23 protein-coding genes are annotated in these 17,235 nt (G+C 62.1%); 11 read left to right on the top strand and 12 right to left on the bottom strand.

Annotated features, from left to right (window positions below; genetic code table 11):
• Nucleotides 1–57 precede the first annotated feature (57 nt).
• The 3 genes from ACQY6T_RS03855 to ACQY6T_RS03845 all read left to right on the top strand — a co-directional run bounded on the left by ACQY6T_RS03855 (nucleotide 58) and on the right by ACQY6T_RS03845 (nucleotide 3,401).
• Complete coding sequence (locus ACQY6T_RS03855) at nucleotides 58–366, top strand: hypothetical protein (protein ID WP_428628594.1); 309 nt, start codon at nucleotides 58–60, stop codon at nucleotides 364–366.
• A gap of 273 nt (nucleotides 367–639) precedes the next feature.
• A complete protein-coding gene (gene lepA / locus ACQY6T_RS03850) occupies nucleotides 640–2,463 on the top strand; it encodes a translation elongation factor 4 (protein ID WP_428628592.1) in 1,824 nt (607 codons plus the stop codon).
• A gap of 92 nt (nucleotides 2,464–2,555) precedes the next feature.
• Nucleotides 2,556–3,401, top strand: coding sequence for an alpha/beta hydrolase family protein (locus tag ACQY6T_RS03845; RefSeq protein WP_428628589.1), 846 nt, complete (start codon nucleotides 2,556–2,558; stop codon nucleotides 3,399–3,401).
• Here ACQY6T_RS03845 and ACQY6T_RS03840 read toward each other — a convergent pair.
• Complete coding sequence (locus ACQY6T_RS03840) at nucleotides 3,388–3,741, bottom strand: helix-turn-helix domain-containing protein (RefSeq protein ID WP_428628588.1); 354 nt, start codon at nucleotides 3,739–3,741, stop codon at nucleotides 3,388–3,390. The two genes, ACQY6T_RS03845 and ACQY6T_RS03840, sit on opposite strands and share 14 nt — an antisense overlap.
• Before the next feature lie 155 nt (nucleotides 3,742–3,896).
• On the opposite strand from ACQY6T_RS03840, the gene ACQY6T_RS03835 reads away from it, so the two are divergent.
• Nucleotides 3,897–4,532 (top strand): N-acetyltransferase family protein, encoded by a 636-nt coding sequence (locus tag ACQY6T_RS03835; protein WP_428628586.1) that lies wholly within the window; start codon nucleotides 3,897–3,899, stop codon nucleotides 4,530–4,532.
• A 232-nt stretch (nucleotides 4,533–4,764) separates the two neighbouring features.
• Here ACQY6T_RS03835 and ACQY6T_RS03830 read toward each other — a convergent pair whose 3' ends face one another.
• The 3 genes from ACQY6T_RS03830 to ACQY6T_RS03820 form a co-directional block, all read right to left on the bottom strand.
• Entirely contained in the window at nucleotides 4,765–5,121 is a 357-nt protein-coding gene (locus tag ACQY6T_RS03830) for a hypothetical protein (protein WP_428628583.1), read from the bottom strand.
• A 107-nt stretch (nucleotides 5,122–5,228) separates the two neighbouring features.
• Nucleotides 5,229–5,528: a DUF1153 domain-containing protein gene (locus ACQY6T_RS03825; RefSeq protein WP_428628582.1), complete on the bottom strand. Its 300-nt coding sequence runs from the start codon at nucleotides 5,526–5,528 to the stop codon at nucleotides 5,229–5,231.
• Nucleotides 5,529–5,530: 2 nt separating this feature from the next.
• Nucleotides 5,531–5,911, bottom strand: coding sequence for a hypothetical protein (locus tag ACQY6T_RS03820; RefSeq protein ID WP_428628579.1), 381 nt, complete (start codon nucleotides 5,909–5,911; stop codon nucleotides 5,531–5,533).
• A gap of 132 nt (nucleotides 5,912–6,043) precedes the next feature.
• Here ACQY6T_RS03820 and mnmA point away from each other — a divergent pair, with 132 nt between their 5' ends.
• The 4 genes from mnmA to ACQY6T_RS03800 all read left to right on the top strand — a co-directional run bounded on the left by mnmA (nucleotide 6,044) and on the right by ACQY6T_RS03800 (nucleotide 9,018).
• Nucleotides 6,044–7,195 carry a tRNA 2-thiouridine(34) synthase MnmA gene (gene mnmA / locus ACQY6T_RS03815; RefSeq protein WP_428628577.1) on the top strand — a complete coding sequence of 384 codons (1,152 nt, stop codon included), beginning with the start codon at nucleotides 6,044–6,046 and terminating at the stop codon, nucleotides 7,193–7,195.
• Nucleotides 7,196–7,266: 71 nt separating this feature from the next.
• Nucleotides 7,267–7,707, top strand: a complete 441-nt coding sequence (locus ACQY6T_RS03810; protein WP_428628574.1) for a hypothetical protein — start codon at nucleotides 7,267–7,269, stop codon at nucleotides 7,705–7,707.
• A gap of 250 nt (nucleotides 7,708–7,957) precedes the next feature.
• On the top strand, nucleotides 7,958–8,650 hold the full coding sequence (locus ACQY6T_RS03805; RefSeq protein WP_428628572.1) for a DsbA family oxidoreductase: 693 nt from the start codon (nucleotides 7,958–7,960) through the stop codon (nucleotides 8,648–8,650).
• A gap of 56 nt (nucleotides 8,651–8,706) precedes the next feature.
• A complete protein-coding gene (locus ACQY6T_RS03800; protein ID WP_428628570.1) occupies nucleotides 8,707–9,018 on the top strand; it encodes a hypothetical protein in 312 nt (103 codons plus the stop codon).
• On the opposite strand, the gene ACQY6T_RS03795 is transcribed toward ACQY6T_RS03800, so the two are convergent.
• Nucleotides 9,015–9,737 (bottom strand): hypothetical protein, encoded by a 723-nt coding sequence (locus ACQY6T_RS03795; protein ID WP_428628567.1) that lies wholly within the window; start codon nucleotides 9,735–9,737, stop codon nucleotides 9,015–9,017. The two genes, ACQY6T_RS03800 and ACQY6T_RS03795, sit on opposite strands and share 4 nt — an antisense overlap.
• 150 nt (nucleotides 9,738–9,887) lie before the next feature.
• Here ACQY6T_RS03795 and ACQY6T_RS03790 point away from each other — a divergent pair, with 150 nt between their 5' ends.
• Nucleotides 9,888–10,127 (top strand): DUF2171 domain-containing protein, encoded by a 240-nt coding sequence (locus ACQY6T_RS03790; protein ID WP_428628564.1) that lies wholly within the window; start codon nucleotides 9,888–9,890, stop codon nucleotides 10,125–10,127.
• Between the two features lie 355 nt (nucleotides 10,128–10,482).
• On the top strand, nucleotides 10,483–10,983 hold the full coding sequence (locus tag ACQY6T_RS03785) for a hypothetical protein (protein ID WP_428628562.1): 501 nt from the start codon (nucleotides 10,483–10,485) through the stop codon (nucleotides 10,981–10,983).
• A gap of 154 nt (nucleotides 10,984–11,137) precedes the next feature.
• Here the strand turns inward: ACQY6T_RS03785 and ACQY6T_RS03780 are convergent, their stop codons facing one another.
• The 3 genes from ACQY6T_RS03780 to ACQY6T_RS03770 form a co-directional block, all read right to left on the bottom strand.
• Entirely contained in the window at nucleotides 11,138–11,452 is a 315-nt protein-coding gene (locus ACQY6T_RS03780) for a GIY-YIG nuclease family protein (protein ID WP_428628560.1), read from the bottom strand.
• A gap of 125 nt (nucleotides 11,453–11,577) precedes the next feature.
• Nucleotides 11,578–11,775 carry a KTSC domain-containing protein gene (locus ACQY6T_RS03775; protein WP_428628558.1) on the bottom strand — a complete coding sequence of 66 codons (198 nt, stop codon included), beginning with the start codon at nucleotides 11,773–11,775 and terminating at the stop codon, nucleotides 11,578–11,580.
• Between the two features lie 48 nt (nucleotides 11,776–11,823).
• On the bottom strand, nucleotides 11,824–12,003 hold the full coding sequence (locus tag ACQY6T_RS03770) for a hypothetical protein (protein WP_428628555.1): 180 nt from the start codon (nucleotides 12,001–12,003) through the stop codon (nucleotides 11,824–11,826).
• 447 nt (nucleotides 12,004–12,450) lie between these two features.
• On the opposite strand from ACQY6T_RS03770, the gene ACQY6T_RS03765 reads away from it, so the two are divergent.
• A complete protein-coding gene (locus ACQY6T_RS03765) occupies nucleotides 12,451–13,140 on the top strand; it encodes a hypothetical protein (RefSeq protein WP_428628552.1) in 690 nt (229 codons plus the stop codon).
• Nucleotides 13,141–13,191: 51 nt separating this feature from the next.
• Here ACQY6T_RS03765 and ACQY6T_RS03760 read toward each other — a convergent pair whose 3' ends face one another.
• The 4 genes from ACQY6T_RS03760 to ACQY6T_RS03745 all read right to left on the bottom strand — a co-directional run bounded on the left by ACQY6T_RS03760 (nucleotide 13,192) and on the right by ACQY6T_RS03745 (nucleotide 16,794).
• Complete coding sequence (locus ACQY6T_RS03760) at nucleotides 13,192–13,416, bottom strand: hypothetical protein (protein ID WP_088442384.1); 225 nt, start codon at nucleotides 13,414–13,416, stop codon at nucleotides 13,192–13,194.
• Between the two features lie 130 nt (nucleotides 13,417–13,546).
• Nucleotides 13,547–14,611: a ribonucleotide-diphosphate reductase subunit beta gene (locus ACQY6T_RS03755; RefSeq protein ID WP_428628549.1), complete on the bottom strand. Its 1,065-nt coding sequence runs from the start codon at nucleotides 14,609–14,611 to the stop codon at nucleotides 13,547–13,549.
• A gap of 28 nt (nucleotides 14,612–14,639) precedes the next feature.
• Nucleotides 14,640–14,831, bottom strand: coding sequence for a hypothetical protein (locus ACQY6T_RS03750; RefSeq protein WP_428628547.1), 192 nt, complete (start codon nucleotides 14,829–14,831; stop codon nucleotides 14,640–14,642).
• A 22-nt stretch (nucleotides 14,832–14,853) separates the two neighbouring features.
• Nucleotides 14,854–16,794, bottom strand: coding sequence for a ribonucleoside-diphosphate reductase subunit alpha (locus ACQY6T_RS03745; RefSeq protein WP_428628842.1), 1,941 nt, complete (start codon nucleotides 16,792–16,794; stop codon nucleotides 14,854–14,856).
• Nucleotides 16,795–17,235: the final 441 nt, after the last annotated feature.

Below are 17,235 nucleotides of genomic sequence, written 5' to 3'. Positions count from 1 at the left end.
GAACGAAAATGCCACCACAGACCGAGCGGAAATGGCGATCATTGACACTGTCGATCCTTGCGGACCGATAAATTCGGTGTATCAATCGTGCCGATGGCGTCCGAACAATTTGACCTTGGCTTCACCGAAGCGCCCGCGATCAATCGCACCGAGCCCGATCTGGGCGAAGTGCGCGAAGATGCACTGGCGTTGATCGCTGCGGCGCGCACCGTGTCGGCCGATGCGCCGTGGGATGCGGCGAAGCTTCGCTACAATCGCCTGATCTTTCCCCATCTGGTAAGCTGGCTGCCCACCGATGAGGCTCAGCAACTCTGCTTCGCGTTCGAGGCGGAGGCGCAGCGGATCGACGAATTGCTCGCCGCCTGACCTTCGCGCGAAAAACCCCTTTCCTACATTATCCCGCCATGCCAGCCTCGCGATCTGGCTCTTTGACTCGTCCGAACCCGCTGCTCCACCGCGCGCCAAACATTGCGGCCGCGCGCGACCTTTGCGATGTTTCGCCCGCGCGCATTGTGGGTGACCTTTGCGACCTTTGATCGATTAAAGCCTCAAAAGCCCCAAATCCGATGCCCACATGCGGGGCTTTTGTGGCTTTAAGAGCCTGCTGACAGCGCGCATTTCCCCTGCTAACGCGCCCGCATGACCACGCCCATGTCCCACATCCGCAACTTCTCCATCATCGCGCATATCGATCATGGCAAATCGACGCTCGCCGACCGGTTGATCCAGTTCACTGGCGGGCTGACCGCGCGCGAAATGTCGGCGCAGGTGCTCGACAATATGGACATCGAAAAAGAGCGCGGGATCACCATCAAGGCGCAGACGGTGCGCCTGAAGTATAAAGCGCACGACGGCGAGACCTATGAGCTCAACCTGATGGACACCCCGGGCCATGTCGACTTCGCCTATGAAGTGTCGCGGTCCTTGGCGGCGTGCGAGGGCGCGTTGCTGGTCGTCGACGCGGCGCAGGGGGTCGAGGCGCAGACGCTGGCGAATGTGTATCAGTCGATCGAGCACGACCATGAAATCGTGCCGGTGATCAACAAGATCGACCTGCCCGCCGCCGACGTCGACAAGGTGAAGGCCGAGATCGAGGATATCATCGGCCTGCCCGCCGACAATGCCGTGCTCGCCTCGGCCAAGTCAGGGATCGGGATCGAGGAAGCGCTTGAGGCGATCGTCACCCGCATCCCGCCGCCGAAGGGCGACGCGAGCGCGCCGCTGACCGCGATGCTCGTCGACAGCTGGTACGACCCCTATCTCGGCGTCGTCATCCTGATCCGCGTCATCGACGGGGTGCTGAAAAAGGGCCAGCAGATCAAGTTCATGCAGGCGGGCACCATCCACCTGATCGACCGCGTCGGCTGTTTCACGCCCAAGATCGAGCAGCTCGCCGAGCTCGGCCCCGGCGAGATCGGCTTCATCACCGCGCAGATCAAGGATGTTGCCCAAGCGCGCGTCGGTGACACCGTGACCGATGCGAAGCGCCCTGCGGCCAAGGCGCTGGCAGGGTTCAAGGAAGTCCAGCCGGTCGTGTTCTGCGGCATGTTCCCGACCGACGCGAACGACTTCGAAAAATTGCGTGAGAGCATCCAGAAGCTGCGCCTCAACGATGCCAGCTTCTCGTTCGAGATGGAAAGCAGCGCGGCGCTCGGCTTCGGCTTTCGCTGCGGTTTCCTCGGCCTGCTCCACCTCGAGATCATCCAGGAGCGGCTGACCCGCGAATATGACCTCGACCTGATCACCACCGCGCCCAGCGTCGTTTACAAGCTCAAGCTGGGGCACACGAAGAACGAGGCGGCGAAGGAGATCGAGCTCCACAACCCCGCCGACATGCCCGACCCCAACCGCATCGACGAGATCGAGGAGCCGTGGATCGAGGCGGTGATTTACGTCCCCGACGAATATCTCGGCTCGATCCTGAAGCTGTGCCAGGACCGCCGCGGGGTGCAGAAGAACCTGACTTATGTCGGCGGCCGTGCCCAGATCACCTATGAACTGCCGCTCAACGAAGTGGTGTTCGATTTCTACGACCGGCTGAAGAGCATCAGCCGCGGCTATGCGTCGTTCGACTATCACCAGATCGGCCACCGCCCCGGCGACCTCGTCAAGATGAGCATCCTCGTCAACAACGAGCCGGTCGATGCGCTGAGCATGATCGTCCACCGCGGCACCGCCGAGACGCGCGGGCGCGGCATGTGCGAGCGGCTGAAAGACCTGATCCCGCGCCATATGTTCAAGATTCCGATCCAGGCAGCCATAGGCGGGAAAGTGATCGCCCGCGAAACCATCGCCGCGCTGCGCAAGGACGTGACCGCCAAATGCTATGGCGGCGACGCGACCCGCAAGAAAAAGCTGCTCGAAAAGCAGAAAGAGGGGAAAAAGCGGATGCGCGAATATGGCAATGTGAACATCCCGCAGGAGGCGTTTATCGCCGCGCTGCGGATGGGAGACGACGCCTGACCGGGCTTGCCAAAAGCGCGGTTGTCGGGCTGGCATTGCTGTTTGCCGCCTGCGCTCCCGCCACAGTCGGGCCGGTGAAGGGGGAGCGGGCGATGAGCGACAAGCCGATCATGACGTGGCCCGACCTGCTGACGCGTGCGAAGCCGGTGGCCGACGCGACCCTAAGCTATGGCAAGGATGCGTTGCAGGTCGTCGATGTGTGGGTGCCGAAAGGCACCGGACCGCACCCCGCAGTGATCATGATCCACGGCGGCTGCTGGCAGACCGCGATTGCCGAGCGCGACATCATGAATTGGATCGCGGACGATCTACGCTCGCACGGCGTCGGGGTGTGGAATATCGAGTATCGCGGTGTCGATCGTGGTGGCGGTATGCCGGGGACTTACGAAGATGTCGGGCGCGCCGCGGATCTGTTCGCGGCAGAAGGCGCGACATATGGGCTGAAGACCGATGGGGTGCGGATCGCCATCGGGCACAGCGCCGGCGGCCATCTGGCGCTGTGGTTGGCACGGCGGCCGGGTCTTGCGGCGGACGACGCGCTTCGTGGGCCGAGCCCGATCCGTATCGATGTCGCGATCAGCCAAGGCGGGTTGCCCGACTTGCGCGCCGGGGCAGCAAGCACCGACCATGCGTGCGGCGCCGAAGCACCGGCGGCGATGGCGAAGGGCGACTATGCGCGCACCTCGCCGCCCGAAATGCCGCTGGGCGCCGCGCGCGAGATGCAGTTCAACAACGACCGCGATCGCATCACCCCGCCCGCGACGGGCGCAGCCTATATCACCGCGATGGCCAAGCGCGGGCGGGCGGTAACGATGGACGTGACCCCGGGCGAAGGGCATGTCGAACTGATCGCGCCGGACAGCGCAAGCTGGGGCAAACAGCGTACGGCGATCCTGACGGCGCTGGGGCTATCCGCCGCCGCGCCTACACCTCGATAACGATCCGCACCTTCGCTGGATTGGTGCCGGCGGCGTGGGCAATTTCAGCGCGGGTTCGCGCGATCAGGTCAGCCAGGCTCTGGCCTGTCGCCGGGCTGTTGCCGCTCAGCAGGCTGGTGGCCGACACGCCAAGCAGCTGGGACAGCGCCTGCAATCGCGCGGCTTTCGGTCGCGACCGGTCCTGCTCCCAATGACAGATGGCGGCGACGCTGATCGTCAGCCGATCGGCAACGTCCGTCTTGCTCAGTCCTCGCGCCCGGCGTAGCCGCGAGAGCCGCGCGCCAAGCGTTTCGGTCGTGGGTGCCTCTTCGATCAAGGGGGTAATCGGCGCGTGGATCACGAAATTGGGTACCTTATAGGCCTCTTGTATGAGGACACGGTGCTACAAGTTGACCAACGAAGCGGCTTTCAACATCTCACCAATCGCGCGGCGCGGCGGCGGCGAATTGCCAGCGGCGCGCGGCGTCCCTATCGTAGTCCGGCTGGGAGGCAGGGATGACCACGATGGAGGGGCAGGGGCCAAGAAAAACCAAGGCGATGGCGGACATTTCGGTGCACAGCGCGCTGAACGACGGCACCGCAGTATGCTTGCGCACCATCACCACCGACGACGAGCAATTGCTGCGCGACGGGATCGCCAAATTGTCGGCTGACTCGCGCTATCTACGCTTTTTCTCGCCGGCGCCGATCCTGCCAGACGCGGTGATCGAGCGGCTCGTCGACGTCGATGGGCACGACCATATCGCATGGGGGGCGATCTGCACCGAATGCGAAGGGCAGCCAGCGATCGGCGCGGTCCACGCGGTACGGTATAGCGGCCACGGCCGCGCTGGCGAGTTTTCGGTCGCGGTGCTCGACGAATTCCAGGGTCGGGGGCTGGCGCGGATGATGACCGCGGCGCTGCTTGTTCATTGTCTGGCCGAGGGGCTGACCGTGCTCGATGTGCATATCCTTTCGGAAAATGCAGCAGCAAAACGGCTGGTGAAATCGCTCGATGCCGAATGGACGGGAGAGTCGGCGGGAGTGGCCGAATATCGGCTAGATGTCGCGGCGGGGATCGCGGCGCTTCGCGCCGATACTGCTGCTCCAGGGGTGCAGAATGTGCTGCGGGCGCTGGCGCGGGCTGGCTAGCATCGGGCGATAGTCCCTCCCACCGCCGGGGGTCGCTGCCGACGGCGGGAGGGTAGGCCATGGACAGAGCGCCGAAGCATTGCGTCCATGCCGCCCGCATAGCCGCATTGAGATGACAAAGTGGTGACGCGGGTCACAAGAGGGCATCAACCGAAAAAATTTCCCGCCACGACAAAGGGCGCCGGAATCAATTCCGGCGCCCTTCGCGCTGCCCTTTTAGGGAAGGCAGACCTTATTTTTTCGCAGGATCAGCCGGTGCCATGGCGCCGGTTTCCGACGGAGCGATTTCGCCATTGTCGTCCATCGCGTTCGCCTTTTCTTCGCCGGCCGCTTCGACCGCATCAGCCTTGGCTTCTGTGGCTTCCTTGGCCGCACCTTCCGGCATGGCGTCGGCCTGCGCGTCGATCACGTCTGCCTGAGCTTCGGCCTGATCTTCGACCTTATCGGCTGCAGGGCTCTGGCAGGCGCCAAGAGCGAGGGCGGACGTGGCGGCGAGGGTAATGAACATCTTGCGCATATTGAGTGACTCCCAAAGTTGACTCCGGGGCTTAACGCGGGGTGAACGATAGGGTTGCAACGAAATCGTCAAATAGCTGCAAATGGCTTGGAATTATGGTGATCGCCCAGCGATGTTACGCGGCGCAAAAAAAGAGGGCGCCGAAACGCCCTCTTTCGTAGATCCCTTTCTGACCGCTATCAGAAGCGCTGTTGGCGCTCGTACAGGTCACGATAATGTTGGATACGCGTGACGCGAAGTCCCGGCATGCCGCTGCGATCAATCGACCGCTGCCAGCTCGCAAATTCCTCGAGCGTAAGCCCGTAACGTTCGCACACTTCATCGACAGTCAACAGGCCACCGTTAACGGCCGCGACGACCTCTGCCTTGCGGCGAACGACCCAACGGGTCGTCGATGGAGGCGGCAGCGAGTCGATCGTTAGCGGTTCGCCGAGGGGGCCGATGACCTGAGCCGGCCGGATTTTCTGATTCTCGATCATATTCATTCCATGGTTTCATCGTCGGGGGGGATTTGGTCCGACGCGATTGTTTTTAAATCAGAGGGGTTCAACATCGGCTGAAATCCTCTGGTAAACAGGTCGTTCATAGTTTCGGGCAGAGCGTTCACGCCGTCCGACAGATCGAAGAAACGAACGATATTCGGCGCCGTTTGTTCCGACGTGCGGCGCGACCCTGCGAACATATGGCGCAGCGCGTTAAGCGTCGCGGCGTGGGCCTGACGAGTCGCATGCGCGCGCAACAGCCGGACGGTCGGCTGCGCGGCCTGCCGCGCGCTGGATGTGGCCAACAGGATGTCAAAGCCGGGCTTTGACAGTCTGGCTGCGCCGGCAAGGCGTGGAAATTCGGAAGGGGCGATATTCATGATGCTGGTCTAGCGCCGACCACCTAAGGTCCAGTAAATGCCCATTTCATCGCTTGTTAGCGAAGCTTAACCCCCGTCAATATCTTGACGGTCGCGGCAGAAAAGCTGGCTTTTTTGGATGTGCATCCCTAGATGGCGCGCATCATGATCGAGACGATTTCCTCTCTTTCCGGCCTTGCGCAGGCCGATTTTCAGCTGGCGATGCCGCTGAAGGACCGGCGAATCGTCGTTGCAATGTCTGGCGGAGTCGACTCGAGCGTCGTCGCGGCGCTTGCGGCGCGATCGGGCGCCGAAGTGATCGGCGTCACGCTCCAATTATACGATCATGGCGCCAAGGCGAAACGCGTCGGCGCGTGCTGCGCGGGCCAGGACATCAAGGACGCGCGCGCGGTAGCCGACCGGTTGGGTTTCGCCCATCACGTCTATGATCATGAAAGCCGCTTTCGCGACACGGTGATCGATCAGTTTGCCGACGAATATCTGATGGGGCGGACGCCGATCCCCTGCGTGCGGTGCAACATGGGGGTGAAGTTCACCGACCTGTTTGCCCTGGCCAAGGAGTTGGGTGCCGATTGCCTCGCGACCGGCCATTATGTCCGGCGCGTGATGGGGCCGAACGGTGCCGAACTGCACCGGGCGGTCGATCCGGCGCGCGACCAGAGCTACTTCCTGTTCGCCACGACGCAGAACCAGCTAGACTTTCTGCGCTTTCCGCTTGGCGGGATGGAGAAGAGCGTGGTGCGCGAAATCGCGCGCGAGCTGGGGCTGGGCGTTGCGGCAAAGCCCGACAGCCAGGACATTTGCTTCGTTCCCGATGGCGATTATGCCACACTGGTCCGCAAGCTGCGTCCCGAGGCCGACGATCAGGGCGACATCGTCCACGTCGATGGCACGGTGCTCGGCGCGCACAAGGGGCTGATTCATTACACCGTCGGCCAGCGCCGCGGGATCGAGATCGGCGGACAGGCCGAGCCGCTTTATGTCATCCGCCTTGATGCGGTCGAAAAGCAGGTGATTGTCGGTCCGCGCCGCGCGCTCGCGGTGGCGGGTGCGCGACTGGGCGAAGCGAACTGGCTGGGCACGGTCGATGGCCGTGACGTGATGGCGAAGGTGCGCAGCATGGCGCGGCCGGTACCCGCGCATGTTGCAGGCGACCGGCTGATTTTCGCCGCCCCCGAATATGGCGTCGCGCCCGGGCAGGCAGCAGTGCTTTACGACGCGGCGGACAGCTCGCGCGTCCTGGGCGGCGGCTGGATCGAAGAAACCTTCGCCGACGCCGCGTGATGCGCCGGTGCAACCATTGACATTCCTGCCTGTTGGTTCAGCCTGACGACTGAAAAAACGGGGAGACTATGATGATCAACTGGGTTTTGCGCGGCGCGTTGCTGCTCTGGGCGGCATTGTTTGCGATCGTTGGTGTGCAGGGTGTGCTGAACCCTGCGAGTTATACCGAAACCTTTGGCATCCTGATCGACGGCGTTGCCGCGAATACCGTCCGCGCCGATCTGTCCTCGTTCTTTCTGGTCGCATCGGCGAGTGCCGCGATCGGCGCGCTGGTTCCGGGATGGAGCCGCGCCGTGCTCGTTCCGGGCGCGCTCTTCGGCACCGCTTTGCTCGGCCGATTGCTCGGCGCCGGAATGGGCGATCTGGTCAGTGTCGAGATCGTTCGCGCGATGATCATCGAGACGCTGTCGGTCATCCTGATGGTTGGCAGCTGGTGGGTGTTGTCGCGACCGGCGGTGGCAGCCGATCCGGCGCTGGGGTCGGCGGGTTTGGGCGACGGCACCGCGCTTTGACCGCAGCTTTGCTTGTATTTTAGACGATATTATGCGTATCTGAGCGCGGGTCGCTTCTTGTTTCCTTTATGGAGAGGAGGGGGCGTATGGCAACCGATGATGATAAGCGGACACCTTCGGATAGACGGTCGACAGACAGGCGCGTCATTGAAGATCCCGATTACAAAGGACCCGATCGCCGCATGGGCGACCGGCGCAAGGGCAAGGATCGCCAGACGCCTGGCTGAGCGCGGCGCACAGGAGTTTTTCGTTGGCTGAACCGATCGTGCCGCGTCTGAGCGTCGACATTGTGTCCGATGTCATGTGTCCATGGTGCATCATTGGCTGGCTGAAGTTTCAGGCGGTCATGGCGCATTTCGCCGGCCGGTTGGATTTTCGGGTGCAATGGCATCCGTTCGAACTCAACCCCGCCATGCCGCCCGAGGGTGAGGACGCCGCCGCGCATGTCATGCGCAAATATGGGATCACCGCCGAACAGAGCCGCGCGAACAGCGGCAAGATGGCGGGCGTCGCCGCCGATCTGGGATTTGCATTCAACCGCGGTCCCAGTTTCCGGATGCGCAACAGTTTCGACGCGCACCGCTTGCTGACGTGGGCGGGGGCGCTTGAAGAGCCCGAGCAGGCCGCGGCGACCGGGGTGCAGACCGCGCTGAAGCTGGCGCTTTTTGCGGCCCATTTCACCGACAATCGCGACGTCAGTGACCATGATGTACTGGCCGATGTCGCCGCTTCGGTGGGGCTAGATCGCCACCGCGCCGCCGCGATCCTGGCTTCGGGCGAGTTCGGCGAAATGGTACGGACCGAAGAGGCGTATTGGGCCGATCAGAATATCACGGGCGTCCCGGCGTTCGTTCTGGGCGGGCGGATGCTGATCCCCGGCGCGCAGGATCCCGAGATGTTCGTTCGCGTGATCGAAAATAAGGTGCTGGCGGCCGCGGCCTGAGGAACGGGGGAGGAGGGCGGCGCGTTTGTCCACCGTCCTCTTTCAAGGAGCCGATCATGGCCGAGACCCCGCGCAACGCCGACACCCAAGCCCCCGAAGCCCATAACCGCGAGCAGGACGACGAGGACGCGCAGGCGCAGAGCGTCGCCGAGGCGGCGCGCAAAGAACGCCCGCTGGGCGACAGCGAAAAGGCGAAAACCGGTGACGCCAGCGACGATGTGCAGGATCTGGTCGATCATATGCACCAGATGGAGCGATCGGGTCAGATCGACATGGACGCCTATCGCGGCGAGCGCAGCGACGACGACGAGGATGGCGAGCTGGGTCCCGGAGGGATTGAAGACGACGAGCCGCGCGGCGCGCCTTAATCAATCGCGGCGGCACCCTTAGTGTTAATCGTCCAGACGTCCACGTCATTGGGCGCGTCGTCGGGCGGCGGGGGCAGGTCTTCACGCAGCGGATTGTTCGGTCCGGCGAGCTGGCGATCGATGTCCATCGCGATCAGTTGCGCCACCGGGCCGTCGCCTTCGGCGCCATAGTCGGCGCGGCGCGCGGTCAGGTAGGCGGTGCGTTCGGATGCTGGCAACCCCGCCGCTTCGGCATAGAGCCGAACGATCTGCAACCAGGGCGCTTCGTCGGTCAGCACATCCTCGGCCCAGCGGCTGAACGGCCCGCCCGCGGCGCGCCAATGGTCGCCCTCCCACTTCAGGAAGAACAGGACGCGTGATCCGCGCGGGAACATATAACGGTTGCACGCCCCGGCAAAACTTTGGGGATGCGCTTCCTGAAGCTCATAGGGATTGCTGAGCAGCGCGTCGGCACCCGTCGCGATCGATCCCGGCATTGCGAGCGGGCCGGCCGGCATCTCGCCCTTGATCGCCGCCAGCGGCTGGACCTCGATCTGCTGTTCGGGGGTGCTGTCGGGCGCGAAGTCGCCCTCTGACACCGTGGCGAGCAGGATGAGGTCGGCATCCGCGACCAGTTCCATATTCGTCGGCACACGGTAACCCGGGGCGGGCGAACAGGCGGCCGCCGTTATCGGCGCGGCGAGTGACAGGGCGGCGGCGAAAGCGATGAGTGTGCGCATGGGCCGCAGACTAGGCCCTTGCGCCGTGGTTGGGAAGCGGGCGCTGCTTTCGGGCAATTCGTCGGAGGCGCTGGATCGAAAGCCCATTCCGGACGTATGAAGAAGGTGATTTCCGCAGGCGATCCCCGCCCGGCGGCAAGGAGAATGACGATGGCTGAGCATGACCATAGCGCAATCAAGGAACATATGGACGTCATCGGCGCCGACGGCGTCCATATCGGCACCGTCGACCATCTCGACGGCGAGCGGATCAAGCTGACCAAAAGCGACAGCGGCGACGGCAAGCATCATTATTTGCCCGCCGGCCTGGTCGCCAGCGTCGATGGCGACACGATCCGCCTGTCGGCCACCGGCGCCAACGCCGTCGATCTGTTCGAAGAGGCCGAATAGCTTTTTCGAGATAACCAAAAGGCCGGCGTCCCGATCGGGCGCGTCGGCACGAAAGTGGCCCGTCCCCTGACCGGGGGCGGGCCGTTTTTATGCGCGGTCCGAACCAGGGCGCCCGATGAAAGATCGCCAAGGTCATCCACGGCGCGTCTGCGTAAAAAGTCGCAAAGGTCGCGCGCGGTCGCGATGTTTCGCGCCGCGGCGCGGCAACGGTTTCAACGTGTCAAAGAGCCAGGAGCCGGAGGCTGGCATATCTCCGCGATGTAGGAAAGCGTGCGCGGATCCTATTTCGCATCATTTCGCATCGGTCCCCAGGCCGGGGTGGCGCGGCGGCGCGGCGATGCCTATCTAGGCCATAATGACGGACAAGGGTCGGAACAGGGTGGTGATCGCCCGGCTGCGCACGGCGCCGCTGGTCGCGTGGCAGGCGGGGTGCCTTGGGCTGCTCGGCCTATTGCTCGCCCGGCTGGAATGGGGCGGCGATCCCGTCGATGTTTTTCGCAACATGATCTTTGTCCATCCGCTGGTGATGCTTGGTATCGCCGCGGTGCTGGCCGGCTGGGCCTATTGGCTGAGCATATGGCGGCGGCGCAGCGCCTATCTGCGCCACGACGGCGTGTCGCTCTATTGCGGCGGCGCGCATCGGTGGCCGCTGGTGCTGATCCGCGACGTCATCGTCACGCGCAGCGAGGTCGGCGTGCGATCGCTACGGCTGGTCGTCGACGACGACAGCGAGGTGACGCGCGAACTGGTGAAGCTGTACATGCTGGACGAGCGGCCCGAGGTGGTGCGCGACGCGGTGATGTTCGCCGTGGCGCGGGCGGGGGGTGTTGGGGTTATGGGGGCGTCGGTGCATTGAGGGGGGAGGGGTAAGTCGGTTTCACGCGAAGGCGCGAAGCGCCACCCCTCTTTCGTCACCCCGGACTTGATCCGGGGTCCATGCGGCGCCGGCGGAATGGATGCCGGATCAAGTCCGGCATGACGAATGAGGGGGGAGGTGTGAGGGTGTGGGATCACGCGCACAACGGCGGCAACCCCAGCTCCTCCGCCAAATCGCGCCAATCCGGGTTCGCCGCCTCAATCAGCGCGATCTTCCACTTGCGCTGCCAGTTCTTGTGTCGCGTCTCGCGCGTGATCGCGGCGTGCATCGTCCCGGCGAGTTCGAACCAGACGAGCGTTTTGACGCCATAGCGTTTGGTGAAGCCATCGAAGCTGCCGTCCCGATGCTGGCTGATGCGCCGGATCAGGTGCGAGGTGACGCCGGTGTAGAGCGTGCCGTGGCGCGCGCTGGCCATGATATAGGCGCAGGGCTGAACGTCGGCGTGCATGGGGTGGAGGCTAGGGCGGCGATGGACCCCGGATCAAGTCCGGGGTGACGAAGTCTAGCCCAAACCGGATGCTTCCCCGCGCTTCGTCATGCCGGACTTGATCCGGCATCCAAGCAACCTATCGATTAGCGATCGCGATATTGATCGCGGATATTGTCGTTGAAATATTCGCCCTTTGACGACGCCGCCAACAGGCCATTGTAGATATATTGCGGAACGCCGTAGTAGTCGTAAGTGCGGCCGCTGGTGAAGGTGATTGCCAGCGTAAGGCTGGCCGCGTTGTATTCCGCCGCGCGGATTGCCGAGGAAGAAAAATAGGGCATTGGGTTGCTCCCACAAAAAGAGGGCGGGCATTGCTGCCCGCCCTGCAATTACGCGTACTGGATAAGCACCCAGACGACTGCTTTGCCGGCGTACGGCGGCATGCGGTTGCCCTTGGCGATCGGGGCGGTCGTGGAGGGCGTGCCTTCAACCTTCCAGATGCCACTTTCGGGGCAGTTCGTACCAGTGGCGGCGCGGGTCCCGATGCGGGATTTGGTCGTGTGGTTCATGTAATTAAACTCCATACTGTTGCAAGAATGCAAACTGAGGAGTAACGACACGCTTGAAAGCGGGCGTGGAGTTTACTCCTCAACCCGACAGGAAGAGGTGGTTCCAACACCTGTTTCCGATCAGGAGGCGAGAGTCGCGATGCGGCTCTCGCCTTTTGCATTTCCGAAATACCACGCCCGGTATGAACGTCAATCGGAAATCAACTATTAGACTAATTTTTAGGCTGATGGGCCGTGCTCGAATTTGGCCTGCGGCGGGTCGTCACTCCGTGCCGCGGCAGTCCGTGAATAAAATCACTTATTTTCAAGTATATAATCCAATTCATCGTAGTTGATGATTTTAACCCGTCGTGCTATGCGTGTTAGAGATAAGCTTTGGAGAGAAGTTCAATGAGCAGCTTAAACCCTAGGGATCGAAGCCGGAGTCCGCGCTTTCCAAGCCAGTCGTTGGATGAATCGCTGCGTCATGCTGAAGCAATTTACCATGCAGTTCATCGTAGCTCAGTGGATTCAGCTACAATCTATCAATTGATGGGCTTCTCCGGAAAGACGGGCACAAGTGCTAAGGCTTTGGGCTCTTTAAGGCAGTATGGGCTGATAGAAGGGATCGGGGAAAAAACTCGAATATCCGATCTGGCTCTTGCAATTCTTGAACCAGAATCGGCCTCAGAGAAATCTTCTGCGATTCGTACCTCGTCGAAAAGTCCCGACGTTTTTGGGGAAGTGCTTACGCGCTTTGATGGGCGTGTGCCCCAAGCGGATGAAGCTATTAGAGCTTTTTTGATCCGAGAGTTGGGCTTTCAGAAGAACTCAGCAGACGAGTGCATCAAGGCGCTTCGGCAAAGTTTGGCATATGCCGACAGTTTTAGCCGAGATTCTGAGGTAAGCCCTCAGCCAATTTCGGTAGAGGCGCCGCCGCTCACGGAGATACCCCCTACCCCTGAACCCGACAAAGAGGTTCAAAGAGAAGTTCGATCGGTCGACGGGGAGTTGGTGATTATCCCTTTGACAAAAGAGTGCAGGGCAGAGCTGCGGATCGTTGGCAAACTCAACGCTCGTGCGATCAAAAACTTAATTCGCCACATCGATTTGCTGGCTGATGTATGGGCAGAGGACGAAGATGAGCTAGAGTCCTAACGACTCATCCTCAAATCTCTGCTTCCGGAAGTCGTTTTTGTAAGTTGGTTCTCAAACCGAAAACCCGCCCGCATTCCTCCGGTTCGAGCTCGCCGCCAGCACTTTCTTGCCCTGCGGGGTCAGCGCCCATTTGGCGCCCTGTTTCACCACCAGTCCCAGCGTGACGAGTTCGTCGCGGATCGGGTCGGTGGGGAGTTGGGGGCGGCGGTTCGACAGGCCTTCGAGCGTCGAACGCTGCGGCTGGCTGAGGATGATCAGTTTCTGTTTTTCGGTCATTTGGGTTCTTCTGCTTGTTGCGGGCGCCGCGATGGCGGTCTTGCCGCTCTTAGCCCACCCCGCTGCGACTAACCAGCAAGCTGGTAAGTCTCGCTGCCCCTCCCGCAAGCGGGAGGGGTTTTAAGATTGCTTACTCGGCGGCGATGCCGGCTTTGGCGAACATATCTTCGCCGTCGGTTTCGGCGGTGATCACCGGGGCGGTGTCGTCGTTCGCCTTAGCTTTCTTGCGGTTGTCGAAGCTGGACCAGACATTGTTCCACTCGCCGCGGGTCGCGCCCTTGCTGTATTCGGTCGCGCGGGTTTCGAAGAAATTGGCGTGCTCGACGCCGTTGAGCAGCGGGGCGAGCCAGGGGAGCGGGTGTTCCTCGATCATGTAGATCGGCGAAAAGCCGAGTTGGCCCAGGCGCCAGTCGGCGATGTAGCGGATGTAGCGCTTGATTTCCTTGGGCGTCATGCCGGGGACGGGGCCCTGTTCGAACGCCAGGTCGATGAACGCATCCTCGAGCCGCACCGTTTTCTGGCAGGTGTCGATGATGTCTTCCTTCACCGCCTTGGTCAGGCAGTCGCGTTCCTTAGTGAAGGTGTGGAACAGCTTGATGATGCCTTCGCAATGCAGGCTTTCGTCGCGGATCGACCAGCTGACGATCTGGCCCATGCCCTTCATCTTGTTGAAGCGCGGGAAGTTCATCAGCATCGCAAAGCTGGCGAAGAGCTGAAGCCCTTCGGTAAAGCCGCCGAACATCGCGAGGGTGCGCGCGATATCCTCGTCATTGTCGACGCCGAACTGCTGCATATAATCGTGCTTGGCGCGCATCTCGTCATATTCGAGGAACATGCCGTACTCGCTTTCGGGCATGCCGATGGTGTCGAGCAGGTGGCTGTACGCCGCGATATGCACGGTTTCCATGTTGCTGAATGCGGTCAGCATCATCTTGATTTCGGTCGGCTTGAACACGCGGCCATATTTGTCGTGGTAGCAATCCTGCACCTCGATATCGGCCTGGGTGAAGAAGCGGAAAATCTGGGTGAGCAGGTTGCGTTCATGGTCGCTGATCTTTTGCGCCCAGTCGCGGCAATCCTCGCCCAGCGGCACTTCCTCGGGCACCCAATGGATCTGCTGCTGGCGCTTCCAGAAATCGAACGCCCAGGGGTATTCGAAGGGCTTGTAGGTGTTGCGGGATTCTAGAAGGGGCATTGCGGTTACACTCCAGAAATTCGGGCGGTCAAAGGGACCGCAACATGGGCATCACGCCGGCGAGCATGAATATCGTGCCGGCGATCATGAACAGGATGCCCGAGAGCTGACTCTTTTTAGCTCCCGGGTCTTCGGCTGCCTTGCGCCCGCGCATCGTCATCACGGCGCTGAGCGCAAAGAAGGCCGCGGCAAGCGCGATGTATGTGGCGTTCACATTCATCGCGTGATCCCCGCGCGGCGCATCATTGGCAGGCCAGACATTCGTCGTAATCGGTGGTCTGCAGCTCGTACACCGGGGCTTCGGCGGTGTTGTCGGCCTCGACCCCGCCCGCGAAGCCGGCGCGCTGGACCGATTTCGAGCGGAGGTAATAGAGCGATTTGATGCCGAGTTCCCAAGCGCGGTAGTGGAGCATGAGCAGGTCCCATTTCTCGACGTCGGCGGGGATGAACAGGTTCAGCGACTGCGCCTGATCGATATAGGGGGTGCGGTCGGCCGACAGTTCGAGCAGCCAGCGCTGGTCGATCTCGAAGCTGGTCTTGAAGCAATCCTTTTCGTCAACGCTCAGGAAGTCGAGGTGCTGGACGCTGCCGCCCTTTTCCAGAATCGAGTTCCAGATATTGTCGCTGTTCTTCGCCTTGTCGACGAGCAGCGCTTCGAGGTGCGGGTTGCGGATCGAGAAGCTGCCCGACAGCGTCTTGTGGGTGTAGATGTTCGCCGGGATCGGCTCGATGCACGCGCTGGTGCCGCCGCAGATGATGCTGATCGACGCGGTCGGCGCGATCGCCATCTTGCAGCTGAAGCGCTCCATTACGCCCTGATCGGCGGCGTCGGGGCAGGGGCCGCGTTCCTTGGCGAGGAGCATCGACGCCTGATCGACCTGGGCGCGGATGTGCTTGAAGACGCGCAGGTTCGACGATTTCGCCATTGCGCCCTCAAACGGAAGGCCGCGCGCCTGCAGGAAGCTGTGGAAGCCCATGACGCCGAGGCCGACCGAGCGTTCGCGGCTGGCCGAATATTTGGCGCGTGCCATTTCGGGCGGGGCGCGGTCGATATAGTCCTGCAAGACATTGTCGAGCATGCGCATCACGTCTTCGATGAAGCCCTTGTCGCCGTTCCACTCGTCCCAGGTTTCGAGGTTGAGCGACGACAGGCAGCAGACCGCGGTGCGATCGTTGCCGAGATGGTCGCGGCCGGTGGGCAGGGTGATTTCGCTGCACAGGTTCGAGGTGGTGACCTTGAGGCCGAGATCACGGTGATGCTTGGGCATCATGCGGTTCACCTGGTCGATGAAGATGATGTACGGCTCGCCGGTCGCGAGGCGCGTTTCGACGAGTTTCTGGAACAGGCTGCGCGCGTCGACGGTGTTGCGGACGCTCTGGTCCTTCGGCGAGCGGAGGTTGAATTCCTTGCCGTCGCGGACCGCTTCCATGAACTCGTCGGTGATCAGCACACCGTGGTGGAGGTTGAGCGCTTTGCGGTTGAAGTCGCCCGACGGTTTGCGGATTTCGAGGAATTCCTCGATCTCCGGGTGGCTGATGTCGAGATAGCAGGCGGCCGAGCCGCGGCGCAGGCTGCCCTGCGAGATCGCGAGGGTCAGGCTGTCCATCACGCGGACGAAAGGAATGATGCCGCTGGTCTTGCCGTTGAGGCCGACCGGTTCACCGATGCCGCGCACGCTGCCCCAATAGGTGCCGATGCCGCCGCCGCGGCTGGCGAGCCAGACATTTTCGTTCCACGTCTCGACAATGCCCTCGAGGCTGTCGGGGACCGAGTTCAGGTAGCAGCTGATCGGCAGGCCGCGGCCGGTGCCGCCGTTCGAGAGAACGGGGGTGGCGGGCATGAACCACAGCTTCGAGATATAGTCGTACAGGCGCTGGGCGTGATCCTGATCGTCGGCATAGGCCGACGCGACGCGCGCGAAGAGATCCTGATAGGATTCGCCGGGAAGCAGATAGCGATCCTCGAGCGTTTCCTTGCCGAAATCGGTGAGGAGTGCGTCGCGGCTGCGATCGGTCACGATGTCGAATCGACGGGCGTGGACTTTCGCCTCGCTGCTGTCGTTGAGCTTGACCGTTGCGGCCGTTTCGGGAGCCGATTCGTTCGCTACCGGCGCTTCGTTTTTCGTCAGTTCCACCGTCGCCACGTCGCTCGTCTCCACCCGTTCTGTCTCGCGAAAATCCATCATATTCGTCCCCGATTGCCACTGCGCCGCAGCGCATATGTTCCTGTCTTGTTCGACTCGGGACGAAGCCCCAGCCTAGCATCTATTCGGACCTTGGGGGCACATATTTTTGGCCGCACGAAGCACTTTTCCGAGCCCATATGACGTGGGCGACGGAAATCCGCCATTTTCGGCTAACCACTAATGCTTGGGGTGCCCCCTCGGCCGACCCACCATCTATAGTGCCACGTCGGCGCTGCGATGCAAGACGGTAAATGACGGTTTAGGGACTCGGTTCGTCGATATTTTGATTCGTCTCGTCGCTGGCGACGCCCGATCCAGCAGGGTCGCGCCAGCCTTTCCGCGGGATTGCGCGGATCTGGGCGCGATAGCGATGCGAACGGAAATTTTATGGCGTGAGAGGCGAGACGATGGCGCTGAGGGTGTCGGGCCGATGGCAAC

The organism is Sphingopyxis sp. (assembly GCF_965279725.1).
Classification (GTDB): domain Bacteria; phylum Pseudomonadota; class Alphaproteobacteria; order Sphingomonadales; family Sphingomonadaceae; genus Sphingopyxis.
This window is presented reverse-complemented; position numbering and strand designations above follow the sequence as displayed.

Coding starts and splice junctions, on each gene's coding strand:
- ACQY6T_RS03835 (WP_428628586.1), top strand. CDS start 3,897: ATGACCACGATGGAGGGGCAGGGGCCAAGAAAAACCAAGGCGATGGCG.
- lepA (WP_428628592.1), top strand. CDS start 640: ATGACCACGCCCATGTCCCACATCCGCAACTTCTCCATCATCGCGCAT.
- ACQY6T_RS03760 (WP_088442384.1), bottom strand. CDS start 13,416: ATGACCGAAAAACAGAAACTGATCATCCTCAGCCAGCCGCAGCGTTCG.
- ACQY6T_RS03795 (WP_428628567.1), bottom strand. CDS start 9,737: ATGCGCACACTCATCGCTTTCGCCGCCGCCCTGTCACTCGCCGCGCCG.
- ACQY6T_RS03820 (WP_428628579.1), bottom strand. CDS start 5,911: ATGAATATCGCCCCTTCCGAATTTCCACGCCTTGCCGGCGCAGCCAGA.
- ACQY6T_RS03755 (WP_428628549.1), bottom strand. CDS start 14,611: ATGCCCCTTCTAGAATCCCGCAACACCTACAAGCCCTTCGAATACCCC.
- ACQY6T_RS03780 (WP_428628560.1), bottom strand. CDS start 11,452: ATGCACGCCGACGTTCAGCCCTGCGCCTATATCATGGCCAGCGCGCGC.
- ACQY6T_RS03790 (WP_428628564.1), top strand. CDS start 9,888: ATGGCTGAGCATGACCATAGCGCAATCAAGGAACATATGGACGTCATC.
- ACQY6T_RS03825 (WP_428628582.1), bottom strand. CDS start 5,528: ATGATCGAGAATCAGAAAATCCGGCCGGCTCAGGTCATCGGCCCCCTC.
- ACQY6T_RS03775 (WP_428628558.1), bottom strand. CDS start 11,775: ATGCCCTATTTTTCTTCCTCGGCAATCCGCGCGGCGGAATACAACGCG.
- ACQY6T_RS03785 (WP_428628562.1), top strand. CDS start 10,483: ATGACGGACAAGGGTCGGAACAGGGTGGTGATCGCCCGGCTGCGCACG.
- ACQY6T_RS03810 (WP_428628574.1), top strand. CDS start 7,267: ATGATCAACTGGGTTTTGCGCGGCGCGTTGCTGCTCTGGGCGGCATTG.
- ACQY6T_RS03745 (WP_428628842.1), bottom strand. CDS start 16,794: ATGGATTTTCGCGAGACAGAACGGGTGGAGACGAGCGACGTGGCGACG.
- mnmA (WP_428628577.1), top strand. CDS start 6,044: ATGGCGCGCATCATGATCGAGACGATTTCCTCTCTTTCCGGCCTTGCG.
- ACQY6T_RS03845 (WP_428628589.1), top strand. CDS start 2,556: ATGAGCGACAAGCCGATCATGACGTGGCCCGACCTGCTGACGCGTGCG.
- ACQY6T_RS03750 (WP_428628547.1), bottom strand. CDS start 14,831: ATGAATGTGAACGCCACATACATCGCGCTTGCCGCGGCCTTCTTTGCG.
- ACQY6T_RS03770 (WP_428628555.1), bottom strand. CDS start 12,003: ATGAACCACACGACCAAATCCCGCATCGGGACCCGCGCCGCCACTGGT.
- ACQY6T_RS03800 (WP_428628570.1), top strand. CDS start 8,707: ATGGCCGAGACCCCGCGCAACGCCGACACCCAAGCCCCCGAAGCCCAT.